Below are 22,296 nucleotides of genomic sequence, written 5' to 3' on the forward strand. Positions count from 1 at the left end.
GACAGTGAAGGAAGCCGCGCAGCCGGTGTTTGATCCCGCGTTTACGAATTCCCTACAACTTCGCCTGACGCACCGCACCGCTGCGGGATTTGGCCATCGCCGCCAGCCGCACCGCAACGTTGGCCGCGCCGTAGCCGGCATAGCCATTCTTGCGCTGGATGATCTCGAAGAAGAAACGCCCCTCGAACGGCTCGGTGTAGACGTGAAACAACTCGCCGCCCTGGGCGTCACGGTCGTAGAGCACGTTGTAATAGGCCAGCTCGCTGAGAAACTCATCGTCGAAATCGAAACGCGCCGCAAGGTCGTCGTAGTAATTCAGCGGGATGTCCAGCAGCGGCACGCCAGCCTCTTTGGCGCGACTGACCTGGGTGAAGATGTCGTCACAATCGAAGGCGATGTGGTGCACACCGGAGCCGCGATAACTCGACAGCGCATGCGAAATGGCGGTGTTGCGGTTCTCGGAGATGTTCAGCGGCAGCCGGATCGAGCTGTCGCGACTGCGCAGTGCGCGGCTCTTCACCAGACCGTACGGATCGGGCAAGACCACCTCATCGTCGGCTTCGAAATCCAGCAGGCTTTTGTAAAACAGCACCCAACTGTCGAGGCTGTCGGCAGGCAGGGCCATGGCCATGTGATCGATACGCTTGAGGCCGCCGCCGGTCTGCGCGTCCGGCAACAGATTGAAATCGGTGCCGTACACGTCGGCGTCCGCATCGACCAGATAAATCAGGCTGCCGTCCGGTGCGCGCACCGCCGCCAGCTCCAGTTCATTCGGCCCGACCAGCCCGCGATAGGGCTGCCCCTTGTAAGCGACGGCGCGGGCCAGCGCACTGGCGCTGTCCTTGACCCGCACCGCCGTGGCGCACAGCGACGGGCCGTGGGCTTCGAAAAAGCTGTGGGCGAACGAATACGGCTCGGAGTTGAGGATCAGGTTGATATCGCCCTGACGCAGCAGGCTGACGCTCTTGGAGCGATGCTGCCCGGCCTTGGCAAAACCGAGGCGTTGCAGCCAGTGACTGAGCTTCGCGCCCAACGCTTCGTCGACGGCAAACTCGAGAAATTCAACCCCGTTGTATTCGCTGGCCGGCGGCGTTTCGAAAAGAATGTCACGGTTGGCCACCGGCGGCGCTTCCTGCTCGAGACGCTGACGGGTCTTCTCTTCCAGATACAGCAGCGAGCGCAATCCGTCGGCGGCGTTAGCTCGCGGGGGCGCGGCGCGGAAGCCGTCGTTGAAGATTTCCAGTGACAACGGCCCGGTATAGCCACTCTTGATGATCGGTGCGAGGAAACCCGGCAGATCGAATTCGCCCTGCCCCGGGAAACAGCGGAAATGCCGGCTCCACTCCAGCACGTCCATGGCCAGGATCGGCGCGTCGGCCATTTGCACGAAGAAGATCTTGTCGCCGGGAATGTCGGCGATCGCGCTGGGATCGCCCTTCAGCGACAGGGTGTGAAAGCTGTCGAGCAGCACGCCGAGGTTGGGGTGATCAGCCTGACGAACGATGTCCCAGACCTGTTGATAAGTATTGACGTGACGGCCCCACGCCAGCGCTTCGTAACCGATGCGCAAGCCACGGGCGCCGGCGCGTTCGGCCAGCAGGCGCAAATCATCGACGAGGATTTGCTGATCGCCGACACTGTCCGGCGAGGCGTTGCTGCAGACCAGCACCAGGTCGGTGCCAAGTTCCTGCATCAGATCGAACTTGCGCTCGGCACGCTCGAGGTTGCGCGCCAGGCGATCGCGGCGGCAGCCTTCGAAGTCACGGAACGGCTGAAACAGGGTGATGGCGATCCCCAGATCGGCGCACATCTGTTTAATTTCCCGGGGACTGCCGTCGTAGTACAGGAGGTCGTTTTCGAAAATCTCCACGCCGTCGAACCCGGCGGCGGCAATGGCTTCGAGTTTTTCCGGCAGGGTGCCGCTCAAGGAAACGGTGGCAATGGAACGCTGCATGTTTCAACTCCCGGACTGCGCCGCTTTATCTTTACTGTAGGAGCTGCCGAAGGCTGCGATCGTTTGATCTTGATTACCAAAACAGCAAAATCAAAAGATCGCAGCCTTCGGCAGCTCCTACCGGGGAATGGGTTTTTATAGTGAGGGAAATTATTGGCTGCATCCCTGCGCGCAGCAATTTAAAGTGTACTACCCGGTTAGTTTTGCGTGCGATTATCGAACACTAAGGCGATTTGGCGAATTGACGATTTTTTGTTCACTGCCCAACATCGGTTGCACATCGAGTCCGGCCACTAACCGCCGGGCAAGGTGTTCGACAGAAAAGAACACCAAATAACAAATCCAAAAACGGGTGGAACACATGATTCCTTCACAGACTTCCCGCATGGCTCCGGCCATGAGCACTGCCACGGGTGGCATTGGCGACAAGATCCGCGGCGCCATGGCTGTCGGCAAGACCCGCTGGGGCATGCTGGCGCTGGTGTTTTTTGCCACCACCCTCAACTACATCGACCGCGCCGCCCTCGGCGTCATGCAGCCGATCCTCGCCAAGGAAATGAGCTGGACGGCGATGGATTACGCCAACATCAACTTCTGGTTTCAGGTCGGCTACGCGATCGGTTTTGTCCTGCAGGGACGCCTGATCGACCGGGTCGGCGTCAAGCGTGTGTTCTTCTGCGCCGTGCTGCTCTGGAGTCTGGCCACCGGCGCCCATGGCCTGGCGACTTCGGCGGTCGGCTTCATGGTCTGCCGCTTCATCCTCGGCCTGACGGAAGCGGCCAACTACCCGGCCTGCGTGAAGACCACGCGCCTGTGGTTCCCGGCCGGTGAACGTGCAGTCGCTACCGGCATTTTCAACGCCGGCACCAACGTCGGCGCGATGTTCACGCCGATGCTGCTGCCACTGGTCCTGCATGTGTGGGGCTGGCAAGCGGCGTTCCTCTGCATGGCCGCACTCGGCGGGATCTGGCTGTTGTTCTGGGGCCTGAAATACTTCAATCCGGAAGATCACCCGACGGTGAAACAGTCGGAGCTCGATTACATCCAGCAGCAAGTCGAACCGGAACAGGCGCGCGTGCCGTTCAGCAAGATCCTGCGCATGCGCGGCACCTGGGCCTTCGCCCTCGCCTACTCGCTGACCGCGCCGGTGTTCTGGTTCTATCTGTACTGGCTGCCGCCGTTTCTCAATCAGCAATACAACCTCGGCATCAACGTGACGCAGATGGGTATTCCACTGATCATCATTTATGTCACGGCTGACTTCGGCAGTGTCGGCGGCGGGATTCTGTCCTCGTTCCTGATCGGTCGCGGGATGAACTCGATCAAGGCGCGGCTGCTGTCGATGTTGCTGTTTGCCTGCTGCATCATCGGCGTGGTCATGGCTGCCGGCTCGGCGAATCTGTGGGTGGCGGTGGCGGCGATCTCGCTGGCGATCGGCGCGCATCAGGCCTGGACTGCGAACATCTGGAGCCTGGTGATGGACTACACGCCCAAGCACATGATGAGCACAGTGTTCGGCTTCGGCGGCATGTGCGCGGCGATCGGCGGGATGTTCATGACCCAGATCGTCGGCCACATCCTCACCGTCACCAACAACAACTACACAGTGCTGTTCACGCTGATCCCGGCGATGTACTTCCTCGCACTGACGTGGATGTACTTCATGGCACCGCGCAAGATTCCGACCGTCGAATAACCCGCTAAATTGCCCCTGTAGGAGCTGCGGAACGCTGCGATCTTTTGATCTTGCTGTTTAAGATCAAAAGATCGCAGCCTCGTTTCACTCGTCAGCTCCTACAAGGGATCTTTGCTCCCCCTCAGCGCCGGCTCTGCTGCCACGCTGCCGCCAATCCGCTGCAACAGATCACTGCGATACCAATCACCGTCAACCCGCTCGGGGTGTGATTGAACAGCAGCCAGCCCAACAACCCGGCAAAGACGATCTGGCAATAGCCGAACGGCGCCAGCAATGCCGGTGCGGCGTGACGGAAGGCCTGGGTCAGGAACAGATGCGCCGTCATCCCGCAGCTGCCCAGCGCCAGCATCAGCGCGGCATGAGGCAACGTCGGCACCTGCCAGAAGAACGGCACCAGCGCGCTCATCACCAAGGTATTGCACAGCCCGGCGAAGAAGTTGCTGGTGGTCGGGCTGTCCACTTCGGCGAGCTTGCGCGTCAGCAATTGGTAGAAGCAGAAGAACAGCGCCGAGCAGAACGGCAGCAGGATCGCCGGGGTGAACAGTTCGCCGCCCGGGTGGACGATGATCAGCACGCCGATGAAGCCGCAGATCACCGCGATCCACTGCCCGCGCGTCACCCGTTCCTTGAGCAACGGCACCGACAATGCCGTCACCAATACCGGTGCGAGAAAGTTGACCGCCGTGGCTTCGGCCAGCGGGATGTACAGCAGCGCCGTGGTGAAAAACAGGCTGGTGCCGAGCAGGCACAGGGCACGGGCGAGCTGCCATAACGGTTTTTTGGTGCGCAGCACACGCAAGCCGGACTGCGGCAGGAAAATCCCCGCCATCAACAAGGTGTGCACCACATAGCGCGCCCACACCACCATCACGATCGGATAAAAACCGGAGAGGTATTTCGACAGCGCGTCGTGACTGGAAAACAGGAACGTCGCCACGACAATCAGCAGAATCCCCTTGAAGGGCTGGTTGACACCGGAGAGCGGGGTGCTGACGGTCATTGGCAATCTCTGAAAAAAATCCGGGCGAGCGTTCGCGCTGGCGGCAATCGTTGTGGCAATCATAGTCGGCTGAGCTTTCAGCAACCGCACAGGTTGCACTCTTCTTCGCCGGGAAACCGCCGCCAGGCAAAACCTTGAGGCAAGATTCCCGCCACTTCGGCGCCCGGCCAGTGTGCAACATCACAGACTGCCGTCGAAACAGCGGGTTCATGAATTCGACGGAAGAAATTCCACTCGGGATTGAATTCACGGCCCGCTCGACCGTCAATACCAGGCCCGCACCATGTGGGCGCGTGTGCATGGACGGACGACCGGACTGGCGCCACACTCACACAGCGGCAACACTCATCACCAGCAGATTCATCACCGGCAATAAAAGAGGATTCCCATATGCTATGGAAAAAAGGCCGACGCAGTGACAACGTCGTCGACGCCCGGGGTGATGATGCCGGCGGTGGCGGCGGCATGCGCTTCGGCGGCGGCAAGGGCCTGAGCCTGACGGCCATCGTGCTGATTGTCGGCATCGGCTGGCTCACCGGCCAGGACCCGATGCAGATTCTCGGCCAGTTGACCGGGCAGATGGAGCAGCCGGCGCCCACCTCGCAAACCCGCCAGGCGCCACCGGCCAATGATGAACAGGCTGAATTCGTCCGCTCGATCCTCGGCGACACCGAAGACACCTGGGGTCCGATCTTCCAGCAGGCCGGACGCCAATACAAAGACCCGACACTGGTGCTGTTCAGCAATCGGGTGAACTCCGCGTGCGGCATGGCCACTTCTGCCACCGGCCCGTTCTACTGCCCGGCCGACCAGAAGGTCTATCTGGACATGGCCTTCTTTCAGGAAATGTCGCAGCGCTTCAAAGCCGCCGGCGATTTCGCTCAGGCTTACGTGATTGCGCACGAAGTCGGCCATCATGTGCAGACGCTGCTGGGCGTCTCGGCGAAGATGCAGGCGGCGCGTCAGCAAGGCCGGCAGATGGAGGGCGACGGCGGCTTGCTGGTTCGCCAGGAATTGCAGGCGGACTGTCTCGCCGGTGTCTGGGCGTATAACGCGCAGAAACGCCTGAACTGGCTGGAACCGGGCGACATCGAGGAAGCCTTGAATGCCGCCAACGCCATCGGCGATGATCGCTTGCAGCAACAGGGTCAGGGCCGTGTGGTGCCGGACTCGTTTACCCACGGTACGTCAGCGCAAAGGGTGCGCTGGTTCAAAACCGGATTCGCGCAAGGCCAGGTAAGCCAGTGCGACACCTTCGCGGCGAAAACCCTGTAAATGCATAAATGGCTTGTGGCGTTACTGTTCATCGTCGGCACCGCGCAAGCGGCCGGCGTCGATGCGATCAGCCCCGGTCGCCTGCAACTCAAGGCCGGGGAAATGGCGGTGGGCATCGGCCCGGCACCGGAGAAGATCGAGCGGGTGCTGATCGTCATTCACGGTCGCCTGCGCAACGCCGAGACCTACCGCAAAAGCGCGGAAAGCGCCGCCGAACTCGCCGGGCAGACCGCGCACACGCTGGTGATCGCTCCGCAGTTTCTCAATGAAAGTGACGTCACCCTGTATTCCTTGCCGCCGACGGTGCTGCGCTGGCAGGGCAACGAGTGGATGGGCGGCGGCTTGTCCACCGGGCCAAATCCGCTGAGCTCCTACGCGGCGCTGGATGAAATCGTCGCGCGGGTCAGCGATCGCAAACAGTTTCCGGACGTGAAGCAGATCGTGATCTTCGGCCACTCTGGCGGGGGCCAAGTGGTGCAGCGTTACGCCCTGCTGGCCAAGGATCAGCCAGCGCTCAAGGCCAACGGCATTCGCTTGCGCTATGTGGTGGCCAATCCTTCTTCTTATGCGTACTTCAACGAGCAGCGGCCAGTGGCGTTCGATCACGCGCAATGTCCTGGTTTCAATCGCTGGAAGTACGGCCTGGCGGACATGCCGGTGTATGCCGGCGGGCAAACGCCGTTGCAGGTCGAGAGCGCTTACGTCAAACGCGAGGTGATTTATCTGCTCGGGCAGCAGGACGTCGATCCGGAACATCCGGCGCTGGACAAGAGCTGCGCGGCCGAGGCGCAAGGGGCTTACCGGTTGATGCGCGGAAAAATGTATTTCGGCTACTTACTGCGCCGGCATCCCGAGGGGGTCAATCAGCGGCTGGTGGAGGTGCCTGGAGTCGGGCATGACGGGGATGGAATGCTGACGTCGGCGGAGGGGCAGAAGGCGTTGTTTGATCAGTAGGTTTTTTTGCTGAATTCACCGCCCCCTTCGCGAGCAAGCTCGCTCCCACATAGCTCTATGACATGCACAAAATATGTGTGCACTGAAGATCCAATGTGGGAGCGAGCTTGCTCGCGAAGGGGCCGGCTCAGGCGACGAAGATGTCAGGCAAACAGCATCCGCCGCAACTCAACACAATCCTTCGCATGCCAATCGGTCAACTCCGGCCACGGGTTATCCGGCAGGTTCACCAATACCGTCCGCGCCCCCGCTGCTCGACCGCAATCCAGATCAAAACGGTAATCGCCGACCATCACCATGTCACTGGCCGGCACTTGCCAGGCTTCGGCCAGTTTCAGCAATCCGCCGGGATGTGGTTTCGGTGGTGCTTCGTCGCGACCCAGCACATCCTCAACCGCGAAGCAGTCAGCCAGGCCGATCGCCTCCAGCGTCACGTGCGCCAGCTCACGCGCATTGCGCGTGAGAATGCCGAGGCGATAACCGCGCGCATGCAGGTCGCGCACCAGCTCAACCGCGCCGGTGGCCGGGGTCGAGCCCAGCGCCAGATCGCGTTCGTGCTCGAGCAACCAGGCATGCTTGGCCGCTGCTTCATCCGCTGGCAATGCAGCGAGATGGGTGAGGATGTCGTCCTCTGGCGGAATCGCCAGCGCCACACGAATCGCCGCGAAATCATGCACGGCGACAGTCAGCGTGCCGTCCATGTCGAACACCCAATGACGAACCTCGGTCAGGCTCATGCCCAGTCCTTGCGATGGCGGATCAGGCCTTCCTGAGTCACCGAAGCGACCAGTTGCCCGGCGCGGTTGAACACGCTGCCACGGGAAAAACCACGGGAGTTGCCGGCCCACGGACTGTCCATCGCGTAGAGCAACCAGTCATCGGCGCGCAGGTCGTTGTGGAACCACAGCGCGTGATCGAGGCTGGCGACCTGCATGTCTTTCTGCCAGACCGACTTGCCGTGGGGCAGCATCGACGTGGTCAGCAGGCCGAAGTCCGAGGCGTAGGCCAGCAGGTATTTGTGCAGCGCAGGAATGTCGGCCAGGGCGCCGTCGGCGCGGAACCACACATATTTGATCGGATCGGCCGGTTGCGGGTTGTACGGATCCTTTTCGGTGACCGGGCGTACTTCGATCGGTTTCGGGCACAGCAGTTTTTCACGCATGTGCTCGGGAATCAGGTGCGCACGCTGCTGGATCAACTCCAGCTCCGAGGGCAGGTTTTCCGGGCCGACCACCGCCGGCATCTGGCCCTGATGCTCGAAGCCTTTTTCGTCGTACTGGAACGAAGCGCTGCACGTGAAGATCGGGTGGCCCTTCTGGATCGCCGTCACGCGGCGGGTGCTGAAGCTGCCGCCATCACGCACGCGATCGACCGAATAGACCACCGGCAACTTGGCATCGCCCGGGCGCAGGAAATAACCGTGCAGCGAGTGCACATGGCGCGCCTCTTCCACCGTCTGACTGGCCGCCGACAGCGACTGGCCGAGCACCTGACCGCCGAACAACTGGCGGAACCCCAGATCCTGGCTGCGACCACGGAACAGGTTTTCTTCGATCGGTTCCAGGGTCAGCAGATCGACCAGATCTTCCAGCACTTGGCTCATTCAGACTCTCCTCACACAAAGCAATGGCCGCGCAGTCTTGGCTGCGGCGGACGATTCAGGTTCTGGCACGGGCCAAATACGATGGCGGCCATTGTAAACGTCCGTGTCGGCTTATTCATGCAAGGTTTGCAACCATTGTTCGCGGCTGATGCGATACAGGACATGGCGGCGCAACGGGTGATCGAGCGCAAGCTTGGGGTGATCGAAATCATCCTGCGGATCGTGATGCATGCCGATCGCCTGCATGACCTTCTCCGACTGCGCATTCTGCGCGGCGGTAAACGCGACGATTTCCTCCAGTTTCAACTGGTCGAAACCCGCCCGCAGTGCGGTCCACGCCGCTTCGCTGGCGTAACCCAGGCCCCAGTGTTCCTTGGCCAGCCGCCAGCCGATCTCCACCGCCGGGGTAAACGGCGCATCGAAGCCGACCACGCCCAACCCGGTGAAACCGATGAATTCGCCCGTGTCCTTGCGCTCCAGCGCCCACAGGCCAAAGCCATGCTCGGCAAAATGCCCGCGCACGCGGCCGATCAATGCGGCGCTTTCGAGCCGGGTCAACGGCGCCGGAAAGTAGCGCATGACCTGTGGATCGGCGCACATCGCGGCGAATGCCGGCAAATCCTCGTCCTGCCACTGACGCATCAACAACCGCGCGCTTTGCAGCTCCAGTATCGGCTCCATCGTCCCCTCCATTTCCATGCCGTTGAGTCTACATCGCTGGTAGGATCGTTCATTCTTTCCCTGGTTCTGCGCGAAACAAGCCATGCCCTTGCCGTTGATCTATCACGAAGACTACAGCCCCGAGTTTCCCGCGGATCACCGCTTTCCCATGGACAAGTTCCGGCTGCTGCGTGATCACCTGGTCGACAGCGGCCTGACCCGCGACGCCGACCTGCTGCGCCCGCAGATCTGTCCCAACGACATCCTCGCCCTCGCCCATGACCGCAGCTATATCGAACGCTACATGAGCGGCGAGTTGTCCCGCGAAGACCAACGGCGCCTCGGCCTGCCGTGGAACGAGGCGCTGGCGCGACGCACGGTGCGCGCGGTGGGCGGTTCGATTCTCGCCGCAGAGCAAGCGCTGGAACATGGCCTGGCCTGTCATCTGGCCGGCGGCACCCATCACGCTCACTACGATTACCCCGCCGGGTTCTGCATCTTCAATGACCTGGCGATTATCAGCCAGTACCTGTTGCAGAGCGGCCGGGTCAATCGCGTGCTGATCTTCGATTGCGACGTGCATCAGGGCGACGGCACTGCGCGAATTCTCCACGACACGCCGGAGGCGATTACCGTTTCCCTGCACTGCGAGAAGAATTTTCCCGCACGCAAAGCCGAAAGTGACTGGGACATTCCGCTGCCCAAAGGCATGGGCGATGCCGATTATCTGCAGGTGGTCGATGACACGCTCAATTACCTGCTGCCGCTGTATCAACCGGATCTGGTGCTCTACGACGCCGGCGTTGATGTGCACAAGGACGATGCCCTCGGTTATCTGCAACTGACCGACGCCGGGGTGGCCGAGCGCGATGAACGGGTGATGCGCCATTGCCTGGGCCGCGACATTCCGGTGGTCGGGGTGATCGGCGGCGGCTACAGCAAGGACCGCCACGCCCTCGCCCGCCGCCACGGCATCCTCCATCACAGCGCGCAACGAGTGTGGGATTCACACGGCTGTCATTGAAACGTGCTGCGTTACCCACAATCGCTGTGGAACTGCCTGTGGATAACCTGAGCGAAAGGGACTGCAGGCCATGCTGCCCAAGGCGCCCAGCGCACTGTTTATTTTTTAACCAGCCTCGAAATACACCGCAGCCCCGGTGGGAGCGAGCCTGCTCGCGAAAGCTTTAGCACCCACAACATCTAATTGACTGACAGACCGCGTTCGCGAGCAGGCTCGCTCCCACATGGTGTCTCCCACAGGGTTCAGCGCTGTTAGAATGCGCGCCTTGTCCCGCCATACCGCAGCGCACGCCCATGACCCAGAATTCCGCCCCCGCCAACACCCACGTCGCCATCATTGGCGGTGGCCCCGCCGGCCTGATGGCCGCCGAAGTGCTGAGTCAGGCCGGAATCCGCGTCGACGTGTACGACGGCATGCCCTCGGTCGGGCGCAAGTTCCTGCTGGCCGGGGTCGGCGGCATGAACATCACCCATTCCGAAGCCTACCCGGCATTCCTCTCCCGCTACGCTGAGCGCGCACCGCAGATCGCCCCGCTGCTGCGCGCATTCGATGCCGATGCGCTGTGCCAGTGGATTCACGAACTGGGCATCGAAACCTTCATCGGCAGCTCCGGCCGCGTGTTCCCCACCGACATGAAAGCCGCGCCACTGTTGCGCGCCTGGCTCAAGCGCCTGCGCGACAGCGGCGTAGTTATCCACACCCGCCATCGCTGGCTCGGCTGGGACGCAAGCGGTGCACTGCGCATCGCCAGCCCGGAAGGCGAAATCAGCGTAAACCCCGACGCCACCCTGCTCGCCCTCGGCGGCGGCAGTTGGTCGCGCCTGGGCTCGGATGGCGCGTGGATGTTGCCGCTGGAGCAGCGCGGCGTGGATCTGGCGCCGTTGCAGCCAAGCAATTGCGGCTTCGAGGTGCAAGCCTGGAGCGAGCTGATGGTGAGCAAATTCGCCGGCGCACCGCTGAAAAACATTGCCATCGGTTTGAACGACGACATCCCGCGCTTGGGCGAATGCGTGATCACCGCGACCGGCATTGAAGGCAGCCTGATCTATGCGCTGTCGGCGCCGATACGCGAGGGAATCAATCGCTACGGCGCAGCGGTTATCCACATCGACCTGCTGCCCGGCCGGCCTGTGGATAAATTGCAGGCGGCGCTGAGCAAACCACGTGGTTCGCGCTCAATGGCCAAGCATCTGCACAGTCAGGTGGGGATTGATGGGGTTAAAGCCGCGTTGTTGCGCGAGCTGACCGACGCCGAAACGTTCGCCGATCCGGCGCTGTTGGCGCGAGCGATCAAAGCGTTGCCGCTCACACTGGTGAAAACCCGTCCGCTGGATGAAGCGATCAGCAGTGCTGGTGGCGTGAGATTCGAAGCGATGGATGAGCGCTTGATGCTCAAGGCCCTGCCGGGGGTGTTTTGTGCGGGCGAGATGCTTGATTGGGAAGCGCCGACCGGAGGCTATTTGCTGACCGGGTGTTTTGCCAGTGGGCGGGCGGCTGGGTTGGGGATGTTGAGCTGGTTAGGGCGCGGGAACTGAGTCGCCCTCGCCCCCTCACCCCAGCCCTCTCCCCTAGGAGAGGGAGCCGACCGAGGTGTCTGACGTCATGCACGACCTGAGCGATCGTGTCGATTATGCATTCACATCTGATATATCAGGTCGGCGTAACTCACAAGCATCCCCCAATCAGTCCCCTCTCCCTCCGGGAGAGGGTTAGGGTGAGGGGCTTTTGATCTTTGATCTCAAGGCTTGCGCTTGCGCGGTCCAGTATTGAACACCGGCACTTTGCGCACCGGCTTGATCGATGGCTCCGGTGCCGAGGTCTCGCCGCTGTCGACCCACTTGCCCAGATTGCGCTTACCACCGCCACCGCCCGACGCTTTCGGCTTCTTCGGTTTCTTCGGCTTCTTGATCACCTGACCGCTGGCATCGGTGTCCGGCACGCGGTGCTCGGGTTCGAAATCCGGTTCGTTCTGGCGCTTCAGGTTCTGCCGCGTCAGCATTTCGATCGCCGAGAGCATGTTCACTTCATCGGCACACACCAGCGAAATCGCCTCACCGGTGGCACCCGCGCGGCCAGTGCGGCCAATGCGGTGAATGTAATCCTCGGCGACGATCGGCAGATCGAAATTGACCACCAGCGGCAGATCTTCGATGTCCAGACCACGAGCGGCGACGTCGGTCGCGACCAGAATCTGCACTTCGCTGAGCTTGAACCGGTCCAGCGCGCGCTGGCGCGTAGCCTGCGGTTTGTCGCCATGGATACCGTCAGCATTCACACCGAGGCCCTGAAGTTTTTCCACCAGCGCATCGACGCCATTGCGGGTTTTGGCGAACACCAGCACCTGCTTCCACTTGTTCTTGCGCATCAGGTGCACGAACAGTTCAGCCTTGCGCTTCTTGTCGACGGTGACGATCCACTGCTTGACCGTGTTGGCGGCGACGTTGCGCGGGCTGACTTCGACGCTCAAAGGATCATTGAGCATCTGCCCGGCGAGCAGGCGGATGTCATCGGAGAAGGTCGCGGAGAACAGCAGGGTCTGGCGCTTTTTCGGCAGCATGCGGTAAATGTTCGCCAGTTCTTCCGAGAAGCCCAGGTCGAGCATACGATCGGCTTCATCCAGCACCAGCGTTTGCAGCTGATTGAGTTTCAGCGCGTTCTGGCGGAACAGGTCGATCAAGCGACCGGGTGTGGCGACCAGCACATCGACGCCGCCGCGCAGCTTCATCATCTGCGGGTTGATGCTGACACCGCCATACACCGCGTAAGTACGCAGCGGCAGGTTTTCCGCGTACTGGCGCACGGCTTCGTGGACCTGCTCGGCCAGCTCGCGGGTCGGCACCAGAATCAGCGCACGCGCCGAGTTGGCGGTGACTTTCGGCCCTTCCATGGCCAGCAACTGCAACAGCGGCAAGGCGAAACCGGCAGTTTTACCGGTGCCGGTCTGGGCCGCTGCCATCAGGTCGCGACCGGCCAGCACCGCCGGAATGGCTTGCGCCTGCACCGGCGTCGGGGTCTGGTAGCCGAGCGTCTCAAGGGAGCGCAGCAAGGGTTCGATCAGGCCAAGGGAGGCGAAAGTCATGGGAGTACCGTAGGAAAAAATGACGCGGGGATGCAATGCCGCGCAGTTTACCCTAATTCGTACGCGCTTCCGTCGGAACGGCTTTCGCCTCTTCCACGGGTGGCTGCGCAGGTCGACGCCACTGCGGCAGGCTGATCAGCAGCACCGCGCTGATGATCACCAGCATCGCCAGCGCTTCTTCGATGCCGATGGTCTCGCCGACAAACACCACGCCGAGCAACACCGCCACCGCCGGGTTGACGTAGGCATAACTGGTCGCTGCCGCCGGGCGCACGTGTTTGAGCAGATACATGTAGGAATTGAAGGCGATGATCGAGCCAAAGAAAATCAGATAGGCCAGCGCCAGCCACCCTTCGAGCGGCGGCATGGCTTGCAGGTGCTCGCCACTCAGCGCACTGCCGATCAGCAAGACCACGCCGCCAACCAGCATTTCCACCGCGCTGGCCATCGCCCCCGCCGGCAATGGCAGGTATTTGCTCCACACCGAACCGAACGCCCAGCTCGCCGCCGCGAAAATCAGCAACATCGCACCGAGCGGGCTCGATTGCAGGTTGGAACCCATGTTGAGCATGGCGATGCCAATAATCCCCAACGCGACACCGGCCCACTCCAGCCGCGTATTGCGCGCACCCCAGAAGTAGCCGAACAACAAGGTGAACAGTGGCATCGTCGCCACCGCCAGCGCGGCAACGCCGGAAGCCACACCAGTGTGCTCGGCCACGCTGACCGCGCCATTACCAAAACTGAGCAGCAGAATGCCGACCAGCCCCGCCGCTTTCCACTGCGCCCAGGTCGGCGCCGGAGCCCCACGCCAGCGCAGCCAGGCGTACATCAAGCTGCCGGCAATGACGAAGCGTACCCCGGCCAGCAACAGCGGCGGCCAGTATTCGACGCCGATGCGGATCACCAGATAGGTCGACCCCCAGATCACGTACAACGCAAAAAACGCAGCGATCAACGACAGGGAAAAACGGCGCAAGGCAGGCATGGGCAGCTCGACAGTCAGATTTCTGTGGACCGGTCATTCTAGAAAGGCCGCCGCGCAAAAATAAGTTACAAAACCTGTTTTTCGCGCCGGTACACTTTGGAAAACACGGAGATCGCCGAGTTAAGCCGCGATTTCTAAAGTCTGGCCATTTCAGGAGTTCGCCTTGGACAAATACGACCGCATGCTGCTCGGCGCACTTCTGGAAAACGGCCGAGCGTCTTACGCTGATCTGGCGCGCAAGATCAACCTCTCAGCCCCCGCCGTCGCCGAACGCGTGGCCAAACTAGAAGCGGCCGGAGTGATCACCGGTTATCAAGCAAAAATCGATATGGCGAAAATCGGCCTGCCGATCCAGTGCGTGATCGAACTGCGCCTGAACCAGCACGGCAACCAGAAGGCCTACGATGAACTGATCAAAATCCCGCAGATCACCGAATGCCATCGGGTCACCGGCGACCCGTGCGTGATCATGCAAGCGGCGGTGGCCTCGATGCCGGAGCTGGAAGAGTTGATCGATCGGGTGGCGAAGTTCGGGTTCAGCAAGACGTCGATTGTGCTTTCAAGCGCAGTCGAAAAGCGTGTGCCGTTGGGACACATCGAAGGCAACGGTAAATAATCAGGCACACCGAAAAGATTAATGTGGGAGCGAGCCTGCTCGCGAAGGCGGTGCATCAATCAATACAAAGCTGACTGACACACCGCCATAGCGACCAGCCGAATATTCAACCGTAACTGCGGCCCTCCTCGGTCAGCAAATACGGCATATCCCGCATACGGATCCAAGGCTCATTGCGCCAATGCAGGAGCCTCACCGTTTCTCCGGCACACGCGAGTAAACGCAAATGCGGGTCTGCAACCGACTTGGCGTCCTGCCGAAGCAAGGGCACGACCTGATGCGTAAGCCATTGGCGAAGGTGTCGGTTCTCAGGGGAGTAGTGGTAGATCAGCATCGAATAGACACCGGACTCACTCAGCATCAAAGCCTTGTCAACACCTTCATGCCCAGACAGATGCATCATCTGCCTCTGATCCTCATCCAGCTTGAGCACTTGCCGTGCATTGATTTCCAGCCCCATGAGACGACCGATGTCTCGGGCACAGAACCAAGCCTCCGCATGTTGCAGAGTGGCCCGCAGTTGAATGTGATGACGGATGAATAATTGGGGCTGTATGAGCGGCTCACGAGGGAATGCTGAATCGAAATTTTCTGAGTGCGTGGGGACAACCTTGACCATGACAAATCTCCTTAAAACATCGGAGCTGCCCGCATCACTTGCAGATGATGGGTGGCAGCTGTGCGCGGGTCTGCAAGACCGAGTAGGAGACCTCGGCAGACCCGAAGGTCTCCCGCACACAGCTACCATAAATCGATAGTCGCCAATTGAAGCGACGCGATTATAGGTTTGCCAGTGGTCTCCTAACAAACTATCGGCGGGCTTGCAGTCCCGATCGCTGAATTTGCAGCGACGCACAGAGGTTAACGGCAGGGTTATCTAGGCTCAAGACGGATTCCCCCTAAACTTCAGTAGGATGCTTCGCCGAGCCATACACGTAATTAAACAAACCGATTACGGGAGACTTTTGTTCGATGGACGCCACCCAGCGCAGCGGCTAATGTCCTGAACATGCCGAGAATTGACCGTTCTCAAAAAACCGATGGACATGAAAGGAGTTCAAAAATGACTTGGAAGGGAACCCTACGCTCAATGCAGGCATCAGCGAGAAGAGCAGAGCGCAACTCAAAACGGCGGCAAAGGGAATTGCAGGTGCGTCAGAAAGAATTCGAAAAAATGGAGGTCCTTGAGCAGGCCGCCTACGAAGTTGAGGTCTACGAAAATCACATAGATTTGTTGCTGTCTGTGCATAAAGACTGCGGCGAAAGGATCGACTGGAGTGAGTTCGCAAATCAACCTCCACCGATAAAACCAGCCGCACTAAATGCTCATGAAAACCAAGCGAGGGCGAAACAGGCTAGCTATAAACCTGGCTTCATTACGCGCACTTTAAAACTTGAGGCCAGACAGCGTAAAAAACTGGAATACGCTATTCAAGCAGCGGTTGCCAAAGACACGCAGCAGTTGGCTCAAGAAATAGCGGAGTGGAAAAACGAGTATCAGGATTGGAAAATAGATCACGAACTCGCGCTAGGAATTCTCGCTGGCAATGGCCAATCGAAAATTGATGCAGTTCTTCGCGTGAACCCGTTCACGGATATTTCCCACTTGGGCACGTCAATTAATTTCTCGGTCGCAGATAACGGCATTCTCGAATGCACACTCTCGGTACACGGGACCAAAGTGATTCCTCAAGACATCAAGTCGCTGCTACAGAGTGGAAAACTGTCGGTGAAAAAAATGCCGATCAGTAAATTTAATGAGCTGTTACAGGACTACGTATCCAGCTGCGTTCTGCGTGTGGGTCAAGAACTGCTAAATATTCTTCCCGAACACCTCGTCATCGTTACGGCCGTTGACTTACTCCTCAACTCCGCGACCGGCCACTTAGAGGATCAGCCCATCCTCAGCGTCGCTATTTCTCGCGAGACACTGTCCAAGCTCAACATGCAAAGCATCGATCCATCAGACTCGATGAAGAACTTTGTACACGCTATGAACTTCAAGAAAACGACAGGCTTCATGCCGGTAAGCAAGATCAATAGCCAGCAATTCAACAGTCTGGCTTAAAGCCAAACCCGCAGCCTTCGGCAGCTCCTAGAGGACATTTGATGTTCCAATGTACACATCGTCTTATCCCATAATGGTTAAGGTGGTGTGTACAGCACTCTGCAGTGGGCTAGGGATCAGCGATAACGCTGCAAATGCTCGCCCACTTTGCGGCAGGGACTTTCTGCAATTTGCACAACAGGTCGTGATTCAACTCGCGCACTCCATGTTTGCCCCGCAGCTCTTCAGCCAGATGCGCCATCAGATTGGCGGCCATCTCCGCATCGGCCATGGCCCGGTGAGCCTGGCCGGTATGCGGCAACTGCGCGAACGTGGTGAGCGTACCGAGCTTGTGATTTGGCGCCGCCGGCATCAGGCGCCGCGCCAGCAGCAGTGAACAGGCAAAATTCTGCAGGCGTGTGCGTTTGATCTGCCCCAGTTCGAAATCCCAGAACTTCTGGTCGAACGAGGCGTTGTGCGCCAACAGCGGCGTACAACCGACGAATTCGTTGACCTCTTCCATCACCCGCTCGGCCGGCGGCGCGGTGCGCAGCATGGCGTTGCTGATGCCGGTCAGTTGCTCGATGAACGCGGGGACGCGCACGCCGGCGTTCATCAGGCTCTGGTAACGCTCGACGATGCGGCCGTTTTCCAGCATGACCACGGCGATTTCCGTGGCGCGGCAGCTGCTGTTCGGCGACAGGCCGGTGGTTTCAAAGTCGATGACTGCAATGCGTTCCAAACCGGGGTGTACTCCGTTCAAATCTGTTGTTCAGCTCAGCTCTTGAGCAACAGCGCGCCTTCGATCGGCACGTAGCGGCTGGCGGCGCGGATCAGCGAGTTGGCGGTCAGGCCGGGCACGCCGTAGGCGACTGCTTGCACGCCGTGCTTGTTGATGATGCGTTCGAGCAGCATGTCGAAATCGCCGTCACCGGAGGCCAGCACCACTTCGTCGACATGGTCGGCGGCGTCCATGATGTCCAGGGTAATGCCCACGTCCCAGTCGCCCTTGGCCGAGCCGTCGCTGCGCTGGATGTAGGGCTTGAGCTTCACGGTAAAACCGAGGTTGCGCAGGATCTGCTGAAACTGCTGCTGCTTGCTGTCGCCACGGTCGATCGCGTAGGCGTAAGCCTCGACGATCTGCCCGTTCTTGCTGATGTCGGCCCACAATGCGGCGTAGTTGAAGTGGCAACCATAGGCCTGACGCACGGTGTAGTAGAGGTTCTGCACATCGGCGAACACTGCGATTTTTTTCACCGGAGTTCCTGTGAGCGCGCAAGCGCACGAAGCGGGGTCAGGCGATCAGGCCTGAAAAAGGCGCTCAGTATGCCAGCCCGAAGGAGGGTTCCGCGAATAATCGGCCACAGGCGCAAAGGTGCTGCTGACGAGTGGTGAGTGTGGCGAGGGGATTTATCCCCGTTGGGCTGCGCAGCAGTCCTCGCTCCAATCAGGAAAAGCGGGGCTGCTGCGCAGCCCAGCGGGGATAAATCCCCTCGCCACAGTGTACATGTCAGCCTTCAGAGGCTATGTCAGACATAGGAGTCGTCGTCATCGAAGAACGACGAATTGTCGCTGCTGTAATCGGCGTCGCTGAAACCGCCCTGGTCATTGCCAGAGAAACCGTTGTCCGCCACGCGCTGCTCATCGCCCCAGCCGTTGTTGCTCTGGTCGGCGACCTGCGCCGGTTCTTCCTTGATGACCTCGACGATTTCTTCAGGTTGCTGATTGTGGTGGAACAGGCTGCCGATGCCCTGCGCCAGCATCACACCGCCGGCCACGCCTGCGGCGGTTTTCAGCGCGCCGCCGAGAAAGCTGTTGCCCGCCGCCGGGGCTGCCTGCTGCGCATAGTTGGGCGGCGCGGCGGCGAAGCTCTGTTGTGGCGCCGGTGCCTGGTAGCTCTGCTGCGGTGCCGGTTCACGCCAGCCGCCGGAGGACGACGGCGCTGCGCTCTGGCTCGGCGCCGGACGTGAATTGCCGCCACCAAAAATGCTCGACAGGAAGCCACCGCCACCGCTCGCTGACGGAGCGCCACTCTGGGCCTTGGCCGATTGCAGCTCGGCCTGCAGGCGCTGGACTTGCTGGGTCAGTTGCTTGTTCTGCTCGTCGAGGCTTTTCAGCGCGGCCTCTTGCACCAGAATCGCCTGGGTCATGAAATAACCTGCCGCCGGTTGGCGCGTCAGGTGTTCCTTGATCCGCGCCTCGGCCTGGGCGTCGCGCGGGGCTGCCTCCGTTTCGGCCTGTTGCAGCCGGGAAAACAGTCCATCGATCAGGGTTTGCTCTTCGCTGTTCATGGCGACCTCGTAGATTGCCGGTAATAACATGCCCGTGCCCACTTTGAGCGCGGTGCTCTCCTGTAATGGAGACAGTGACAAAACGTTTCAATGGCCTTTACCGAATGTTTACGTTTGTGTCGCCCCGCGTTGCATCGGTTAAAGTGAGCCACTGTTTTCGACCTGCGATACCGACTGATGAATGCCCTCGAAGTACTGCGCGACTCTTTGTATTTTTTCAAACGCCATCTGGGCAGCATCGTGCAGTTGTGCCTGCCGCTAGTGATTGTCGAAGCCTTCTTGCAGCAGGCAGTCGATCACGCCACCGGACCGGACACCTTCGCCGGCGTCAGCATCATCGTCGGCCTGCTGGTGTATCCGCTGTACACCGCCGCGCTGATCCTGTTTCTCGATGCGCGCAGCCGTGGCGAGTCGCCGCGCAACCGTGACCTGCTGGCGATGGCCGCAACCCTGTGGCCGCGCTTCGCGGTGCTGACCGCGCTCAATACCTTGCTGATTCTGCTCGGCCTGTCGTTGTACTTCCTGCCGGGCCTGATGCTGATGGTCATGCTCGCCTTCGCCGAATACCTGCTGGTGCTGCGCGGCCTCGGACCGTTGCAGGCGATGAAGGAAAGTCTGCGCCTGACCCGTGGGCACTTCTGGCGCATCCTGTTGTGCATTCTCTGCGTGATGACCCCGTTGTGGCTGCTCAAGGGCGCGACGCTGGCGGTGTACCCCGAACCGCAGAATCCGCTGATTGCCGGGCTGATCGACAGCGCCCACAGCTTCCTGCAACTGTTCACCAGTGTGGTGCTGTTCCGCCTGTTCATGCTGATCAGCGAATTGCCTGACAAACGTAACGGCGCAGTCTGACCGCGCCGTGCTTGGGCTTCGTCGCTGCCGTCAGGTATGCTCGGGGCCACTTTCTGTAACGCTATAAGCCGAGCCATGACCCGTCTGCTGCGCTACACCCTGCTCCTCGTCATCCTTGCCGTCGTCCTGTTCGGCGTACTGCTGTTCAGCCTGACCTGGCGCCCCGATGCCCGCGAAACCCTGCCGGTCAGTTGCGGCACTACCGCGCCGACGCTGGTGCCCGGGCAAGCACTGAAAGTCATGACCTGGAACGTGCAGTTCCTCGCCGGCAAGCGCTACGTGTTCTGGAATGATCTGGCCGAAGGCGACGATGAAGCGCCGACCGCCGAAGACATGGCCTTCAGCCTCGACGAAGTGGCGCGGGTGATCCGTGACGAACAACCGGATGTGGTGCTGTTGCAGGAGCTCGACGACGGCGCCAAGGCCAGTGACTACCAGAATCAGCTCAAGCTGTTGCAGGAACGCGTCGCCGACCTGTATCCGTGCAGTGCCAGCGCCTTCGACTGGAAAGCCGATTTTGTCCCCGAGCCCCACATCTACGGCAGCGTCGGCCGCCAGTTGGCCACGCTGAGCCGCTATCGCATCGAACACGCCGAACGCCTGCAACTGCCCGTGGCCCCGAGCAACTTCATCAGCCGCCAGTTCCAGCCCAAAGACGCTTTGCTCGCAGTCAAACTGCCGCTCAGCGATGGCGGACAACTGACCGTGTTCAACACCCACTTGCAGCGCGCCAGCCAGGCGGACGGCAACGTGCAGGCGCAAGTGGCTGCCGTGGCCAAAGTCCTCGACAAATATGAAAGCCAAGGCCTGCCGTGGCTGATCGGTGGCGATTTCAATCTGCTGCCGCTGGGCCAGTATCGACGCCTGCCGGTCGAGCGGCGCACGCCCTATTCTGCCGACAGCGAACTGCATCTGCTGTGGGACAAGTACCCGATGATCCCGACCAACAACGAGGCCGGCGGCATCGACCGGGCTAAATGGCTGACCCATTACCCCAACGACCCCGGCCTCAACGGTCCGGATCGCACGGTGGACTATCTTTTCTACAGCCCGAAGCTCAAACGCCTGCAAGCGCAGGTGCGGCAGGACGATACCCTGCGCATCTCCGACCATTTGCCAGTGATTGCGCGGTTCCTCCTGCCCGCTGCGCCCTGAGCGCTTTGCCCTTATAAGCCGGGCGGAACGTAACCCGGAACATAGCGGACATTGGCGCACTTGCCGTGCAGTATTCGCCCGTCTTCGATCAGGAACTGGGCGATCTTCTTCTGCTGATTGATCTTCGCCTGCAACTTGCAGGTAGAACTGTGGCCGACCTGTTGATAGTGCTCGGTGTAGACCATGCCATTGCCGGTATGGGTCATCGAAGTGCCGGCCGCTTCGGTGGAGGTCCAGCTCGCGGACTTGTGCCAGGTCAGTACGGCCAAGGGTTCGCCGTTCGGCCCGGTTTCCTTTGCCATCGCGTCGGGCGTGCCGAACAGGTCCAGTGCTTCCTGCATATCACGGCCTTCCCAGCGGCTCTGCGCGATAGTGGAACAGCCGCTCAAGAGCAATCCTGCCAGCAGGGTTGCCAGCCATAAACGTGTGTAAGTCATTGGATGCCTCGGCTTATTTCTTCAGTTCGAGCAGGCTGTCGATGTTGTCCATCATCTGGCTCTTTTGCTGAATCGGCGCGAGCTTGAAAAACATCTGCTGCAGCATCTCGATCATCTGCAGGTATTCCATCTTGCCCACGGCGGCCATGTCGTTTTTCGCGCGACTGCCCGGCGCGCAGGCAAACTTCAGCGCTTGCTGGACCCAGAACTCTTTCGGGGTCTGCCATTGGTTGGCAACTTTCAGATGACGCATGGTGTAGGCCAAACGCTCGATGGACTGGCCATTGATGAAACGCACCTTGCCCGTAGAGCATTGGGCTTCGAGGTTGTAGACGTCGATCATCGGTTTGCCGGGTTCTTCATACACCAGCGTCACCGCGACCATGGTCGCGCCTTTGGTTTTCTGCGAAGGCACCACCGACGTCGCATCGGCGACGTACATGATGTTTTTCTGGGGCACGCCGTTGCCGTAGATAATCCACCAGTCGCCAATCGGATTGGGCTCTTCGGCCATGGCCGAACTGGAGGCGGCCAATAGCGCAGCCGACAAGAAGATCAACTTCTTGAGCTTGAAGAAAGAGGTCATGGGCAGTTCCGTTCCTTGGGCGCAAGTTGCCAGGCAACAAGGCTGTTATTGTTCAGGCGGCGATTTTGCGAGCCGGAAC

Annotated in this window: 21 protein-coding genes and 1 pseudogene; 9 read left to right on the forward strand and 13 right to left on the reverse strand. The window is 60.4% G+C overall.

The features are described 5' to 3' along the window. Positions 1-52 precede the first annotated feature (52 nt). A complete protein-coding gene (gene quiC / locus V8J63_RS14460) occupies positions 53-1,954 on the reverse strand; it encodes a 3-dehydroshikimate dehydratase QuiC (RefSeq protein ID WP_125925956.1) in 1,902 nt (633 codons plus the stop codon). A 361-nt stretch (positions 1,955-2,315) separates the two neighbouring features. On the opposite strand from quiC, the gene V8J63_RS14465 reads away from it, so the two are divergent. Beyond that, entirely contained in the window at positions 2,316-3,650 is a 1,335-nt protein-coding gene (locus V8J63_RS14465; RefSeq protein ID WP_041477757.1) for an MFS transporter, read from the forward strand. Between the two features lie 121 nt (positions 3,651-3,771). On the opposite strand, the gene V8J63_RS14470 is transcribed toward V8J63_RS14465, so the two are convergent. Continuing rightward, positions 3,772-4,650: a DMT family transporter gene (locus tag V8J63_RS14470; RefSeq protein ID WP_041477756.1), complete on the reverse strand. Its 879-nt coding sequence runs from the start codon at positions 4,648-4,650 to the stop codon at positions 3,772-3,774. A 390-nt stretch (positions 4,651-5,040) separates the two neighbouring features. On the opposite strand from V8J63_RS14470, the gene ypfJ reads away from it, so the two are divergent. Further along, entirely contained in the window at positions 5,041-5,925 is an 885-nt protein-coding gene (gene ypfJ, locus V8J63_RS14475; protein WP_016773076.1) for a KPN_02809 family neutral zinc metallopeptidase, read from the forward strand. Next, on the forward strand, positions 5,926-6,879 hold the full coding sequence (locus V8J63_RS14480) for an alpha/beta fold hydrolase (protein ID WP_130887736.1): 954 nt from the start codon (positions 5,926-5,928) through the stop codon (positions 6,877-6,879). It abuts the gene before it with no gap. Between the two features lie 143 nt (positions 6,880-7,022). On the opposite strand, the gene V8J63_RS14485 is transcribed toward V8J63_RS14480, so the two are convergent. The 3 genes from V8J63_RS14485 to V8J63_RS14495 form a co-directional block, all read right to left on the reverse strand. Continuing rightward, a complete protein-coding gene (locus tag V8J63_RS14485) occupies positions 7,023-7,616 on the reverse strand; it encodes an HAD family hydrolase (RefSeq protein ID WP_016773074.1) in 594 nt (197 codons plus the stop codon). Next, the gene (gene tesB / locus V8J63_RS14490) at positions 7,613-8,482 is read right to left on the reverse strand and encodes an acyl-CoA thioesterase II (RefSeq protein WP_016773073.1); all 870 of its coding nucleotides are present in this window, start codon (positions 8,480-8,482) and stop codon (positions 7,613-7,615) included. The genes V8J63_RS14485 and tesB overlap by 4 nt, the downstream gene beginning before the upstream one ends. A 111-nt stretch (positions 8,483-8,593) precedes the next feature. Further along, a complete protein-coding gene (locus tag V8J63_RS14495; protein WP_016773072.1) occupies positions 8,594-9,163 on the reverse strand; it encodes a GNAT family N-acetyltransferase in 570 nt (189 codons plus the stop codon). Positions 9,164-9,245: 82 nt separating this feature from the next. On the opposite strand from V8J63_RS14495, the gene V8J63_RS14500 reads away from it, so the two are divergent. Continuing rightward, positions 9,246-10,166: a histone deacetylase family protein gene (locus V8J63_RS14500; protein ID WP_024014421.1), complete on the forward strand. Its 921-nt coding sequence runs from the start codon at positions 9,246-9,248 to the stop codon at positions 10,164-10,166. Positions 10,167-10,459: 293 nt separating this feature from the next. Continuing rightward, a complete protein-coding gene (locus V8J63_RS14505) occupies positions 10,460-11,701 on the forward strand; it encodes a TIGR03862 family flavoprotein (protein ID WP_130902268.1) in 1,242 nt (413 codons plus the stop codon). A 203-nt stretch (positions 11,702-11,904) separates the two neighbouring features. On the opposite strand, the gene V8J63_RS14510 is transcribed toward V8J63_RS14505, so the two are convergent. Together V8J63_RS14510 and yedA are read right to left on the reverse strand one after the other, a co-directional pair. Then, positions 11,905-13,245, reverse strand: coding sequence for a DEAD/DEAH box helicase (locus tag V8J63_RS14510; RefSeq protein WP_024014423.1), 1,341 nt, complete (start codon positions 13,243-13,245; stop codon positions 11,905-11,907). A 52-nt stretch (positions 13,246-13,297) separates the two neighbouring features. Then, on the reverse strand, positions 13,298-14,233 hold the full coding sequence (yedA, locus tag V8J63_RS14515) for a drug/metabolite exporter YedA (RefSeq protein WP_336464228.1): 936 nt from the start codon (positions 14,231-14,233) through the stop codon (positions 13,298-13,300). A gap of 163 nt (positions 14,234-14,396) precedes the next feature. Here yedA and V8J63_RS14520 point away from each other — a divergent pair, with 163 nt between their 5' ends. Then, complete coding sequence (locus V8J63_RS14520; protein ID WP_122506650.1) at positions 14,397-14,849, forward strand: AsnC family transcriptional regulator; 453 nt, start codon at positions 14,397-14,399, stop codon at positions 14,847-14,849. 106 nt (positions 14,850-14,955) lie between these two features. On the opposite strand, the gene V8J63_RS14525 is transcribed toward V8J63_RS14520, so the two are convergent. Beyond that, positions 14,956-15,468, reverse strand: a complete 513-nt coding sequence (locus tag V8J63_RS14525; protein WP_122506649.1) for a BRO-N domain-containing protein — start codon at positions 15,466-15,468, stop codon at positions 14,956-14,958. 444 nt (positions 15,469-15,912) lie between these two features. Between V8J63_RS14525 and V8J63_RS14530 the strand changes: the two genes are divergently transcribed. Continuing rightward, positions 15,913-16,917: a hypothetical protein gene (locus tag V8J63_RS14530; protein ID WP_122506648.1), complete on the forward strand. Its 1,005-nt coding sequence runs from the start codon at positions 15,913-15,915 to the stop codon at positions 16,915-16,917. 116 nt (positions 16,918-17,033) lie between these two features. Here the strand turns inward: V8J63_RS14530 and V8J63_RS14535 are convergent. The 3 genes and pseudogenes from V8J63_RS14535 to V8J63_RS14545 all read right to left on the reverse strand — a co-directional run bounded on the left by V8J63_RS14535 (position 17,034) and on the right by V8J63_RS14545 (position 19,187). After that, positions 17,034-17,638: pseudogene (locus V8J63_RS14535) on the reverse strand (3'-5' exonuclease). 35 nt (positions 17,639-17,673) lie between these two features. Continuing rightward, positions 17,674-18,153, reverse strand: coding sequence for a LabA-like NYN domain-containing protein (locus V8J63_RS14540; protein ID WP_056790604.1), 480 nt, complete (start codon positions 18,151-18,153; stop codon positions 17,674-17,676). A 272-nt stretch (positions 18,154-18,425) separates the two neighbouring features. Further along, the gene (locus V8J63_RS14545; protein ID WP_130927880.1) at positions 18,426-19,187 is read right to left on the reverse strand and encodes a DUF2076 domain-containing protein; all 762 of its coding nucleotides are present in this window, start codon (positions 19,185-19,187) and stop codon (positions 18,426-18,428) included. A gap of 177 nt (positions 19,188-19,364) precedes the next feature. Between V8J63_RS14545 and V8J63_RS14550 the strand changes: the two genes are divergently transcribed. Both V8J63_RS14550 and V8J63_RS14555 read left to right on the forward strand, forming a co-directional pair. Next, positions 19,365-20,039, forward strand: a complete 675-nt coding sequence (locus V8J63_RS14550; RefSeq protein ID WP_016773061.1) for a YciC family protein — start codon at positions 19,365-19,367, stop codon at positions 20,037-20,039. A 75-nt stretch (positions 20,040-20,114) separates the two neighbouring features. Next, a complete protein-coding gene (locus V8J63_RS14555; RefSeq protein ID WP_130927847.1) occupies positions 20,115-21,194 on the forward strand; it encodes an endonuclease/exonuclease/phosphatase family protein in 1,080 nt (359 codons plus the stop codon). An 11-nt stretch (positions 21,195-21,205) separates the two neighbouring features. On the opposite strand, the gene V8J63_RS14560 is transcribed toward V8J63_RS14555, so the two are convergent. Together V8J63_RS14560 and V8J63_RS14565 are read right to left on the reverse strand one after the other, a co-directional pair. Beyond that, complete coding sequence (locus V8J63_RS14560) at positions 21,206-21,631, reverse strand: hypothetical protein (protein ID WP_024014428.1); 426 nt, start codon at positions 21,629-21,631, stop codon at positions 21,206-21,208. Positions 21,632-21,644: 13 nt separating this feature from the next. Continuing rightward, the gene (locus V8J63_RS14565) at positions 21,645-22,217 is read right to left on the reverse strand and encodes a hypothetical protein (protein ID WP_024014429.1); all 573 of its coding nucleotides are present in this window, start codon (positions 22,215-22,217) and stop codon (positions 21,645-21,647) included. Between the last annotated feature and the right edge of the window lie 79 nt (positions 22,218-22,296).

Origin of the sequence: Pseudomonas sp. CCNWLW23 (genome assembly GCF_037095675.1) — a bacterium.
GTDB lineage: Bacteria > Pseudomonadota > Gammaproteobacteria > Pseudomonadales > Pseudomonadaceae > Aquipseudomonas > Aquipseudomonas atacamensis.

What these genes read in the sequence shown, in the direction of transcription:
- quiC (WP_125925956.1), bottom strand. Translation starts at nt 1,954, where the DNA reads ATGCAGCGTTCCATTGCCACCGTTTCCTTGAGCGGCACCCTGCCGGAA.
- V8J63_RS14465 (WP_041477757.1), top strand. Translation starts at nt 2,316, where the DNA reads ATGATTCCTTCACAGACTTCCCGCATGGCTCCGGCCATGAGCACTGCC.
- V8J63_RS14470 (WP_041477756.1), bottom strand. Translation starts at nt 4,650, where the DNA reads ATGACCGTCAGCACCCCGCTCTCCGGTGTCAACCAGCCCTTCAAGGGG.
- ypfJ (WP_016773076.1), top strand. Translation starts at nt 5,041, where the DNA reads ATGCTATGGAAAAAAGGCCGACGCAGTGACAACGTCGTCGACGCCCGG.
- V8J63_RS14480 (WP_130887736.1), top strand. Translation starts at nt 5,926, where the DNA reads ATGCATAAATGGCTTGTGGCGTTACTGTTCATCGTCGGCACCGCGCAA.
- V8J63_RS14485 (WP_016773074.1), bottom strand. Translation starts at nt 7,616, where the DNA reads ATGAGCCTGACCGAGGTTCGTCATTGGGTGTTCGACATGGACGGCACG.
- tesB (WP_016773073.1), bottom strand. Translation starts at nt 8,482, where the DNA reads ATGAGCCAAGTGCTGGAAGATCTGGTCGATCTGCTGACCCTGGAACCG.
- V8J63_RS14495 (WP_016773072.1), bottom strand. Translation starts at nt 9,163, where the DNA reads ATGGAGCCGATACTGGAGCTGCAAAGCGCGCGGTTGTTGATGCGTCAG.
- V8J63_RS14500 (WP_024014421.1), top strand. Translation starts at nt 9,246, where the DNA reads ATGCCCTTGCCGTTGATCTATCACGAAGACTACAGCCCCGAGTTTCCC.
- V8J63_RS14505 (WP_130902268.1), top strand. Translation starts at nt 10,460, where the DNA reads ATGACCCAGAATTCCGCCCCCGCCAACACCCACGTCGCCATCATTGGC.
- V8J63_RS14510 (WP_024014423.1), bottom strand. Translation starts at nt 13,245, where the DNA reads ATGACTTTCGCCTCCCTTGGCCTGATCGAACCCTTGCTGCGCTCCCTT.
- yedA (WP_336464228.1), bottom strand. Translation starts at nt 14,233, where the DNA reads ATGCCTGCCTTGCGCCGTTTTTCCCTGTCGTTGATCGCTGCGTTTTTT.
- V8J63_RS14525 (WP_122506649.1), bottom strand. Translation starts at nt 15,468, where the DNA reads ATGGTCAAGGTTGTCCCCACGCACTCAGAAAATTTCGATTCAGCATTC.
- V8J63_RS14530 (WP_122506648.1), top strand. Translation starts at nt 15,913, where the DNA reads ATGACTTGGAAGGGAACCCTACGCTCAATGCAGGCATCAGCGAGAAGA.
- V8J63_RS14545 (WP_130927880.1), bottom strand. Translation starts at nt 19,187, where the DNA reads ATGAACAGCGAAGAGCAAACCCTGATCGATGGACTGTTTTCCCGGCTG.
- V8J63_RS14550 (WP_016773061.1), top strand. Translation starts at nt 19,365, where the DNA reads ATGAATGCCCTCGAAGTACTGCGCGACTCTTTGTATTTTTTCAAACGC.
- V8J63_RS14555 (WP_130927847.1), top strand. Translation starts at nt 20,115, where the DNA reads ATGACCCGTCTGCTGCGCTACACCCTGCTCCTCGTCATCCTTGCCGTC.
- V8J63_RS14560 (WP_024014428.1), bottom strand. Translation starts at nt 21,631, where the DNA reads ATGACTTACACACGTTTATGGCTGGCAACCCTGCTGGCAGGATTGCTC.
- V8J63_RS14565 (WP_024014429.1), bottom strand. Translation starts at nt 22,217, where the DNA reads ATGACCTCTTTCTTCAAGCTCAAGAAGTTGATCTTCTTGTCGGCTGCG.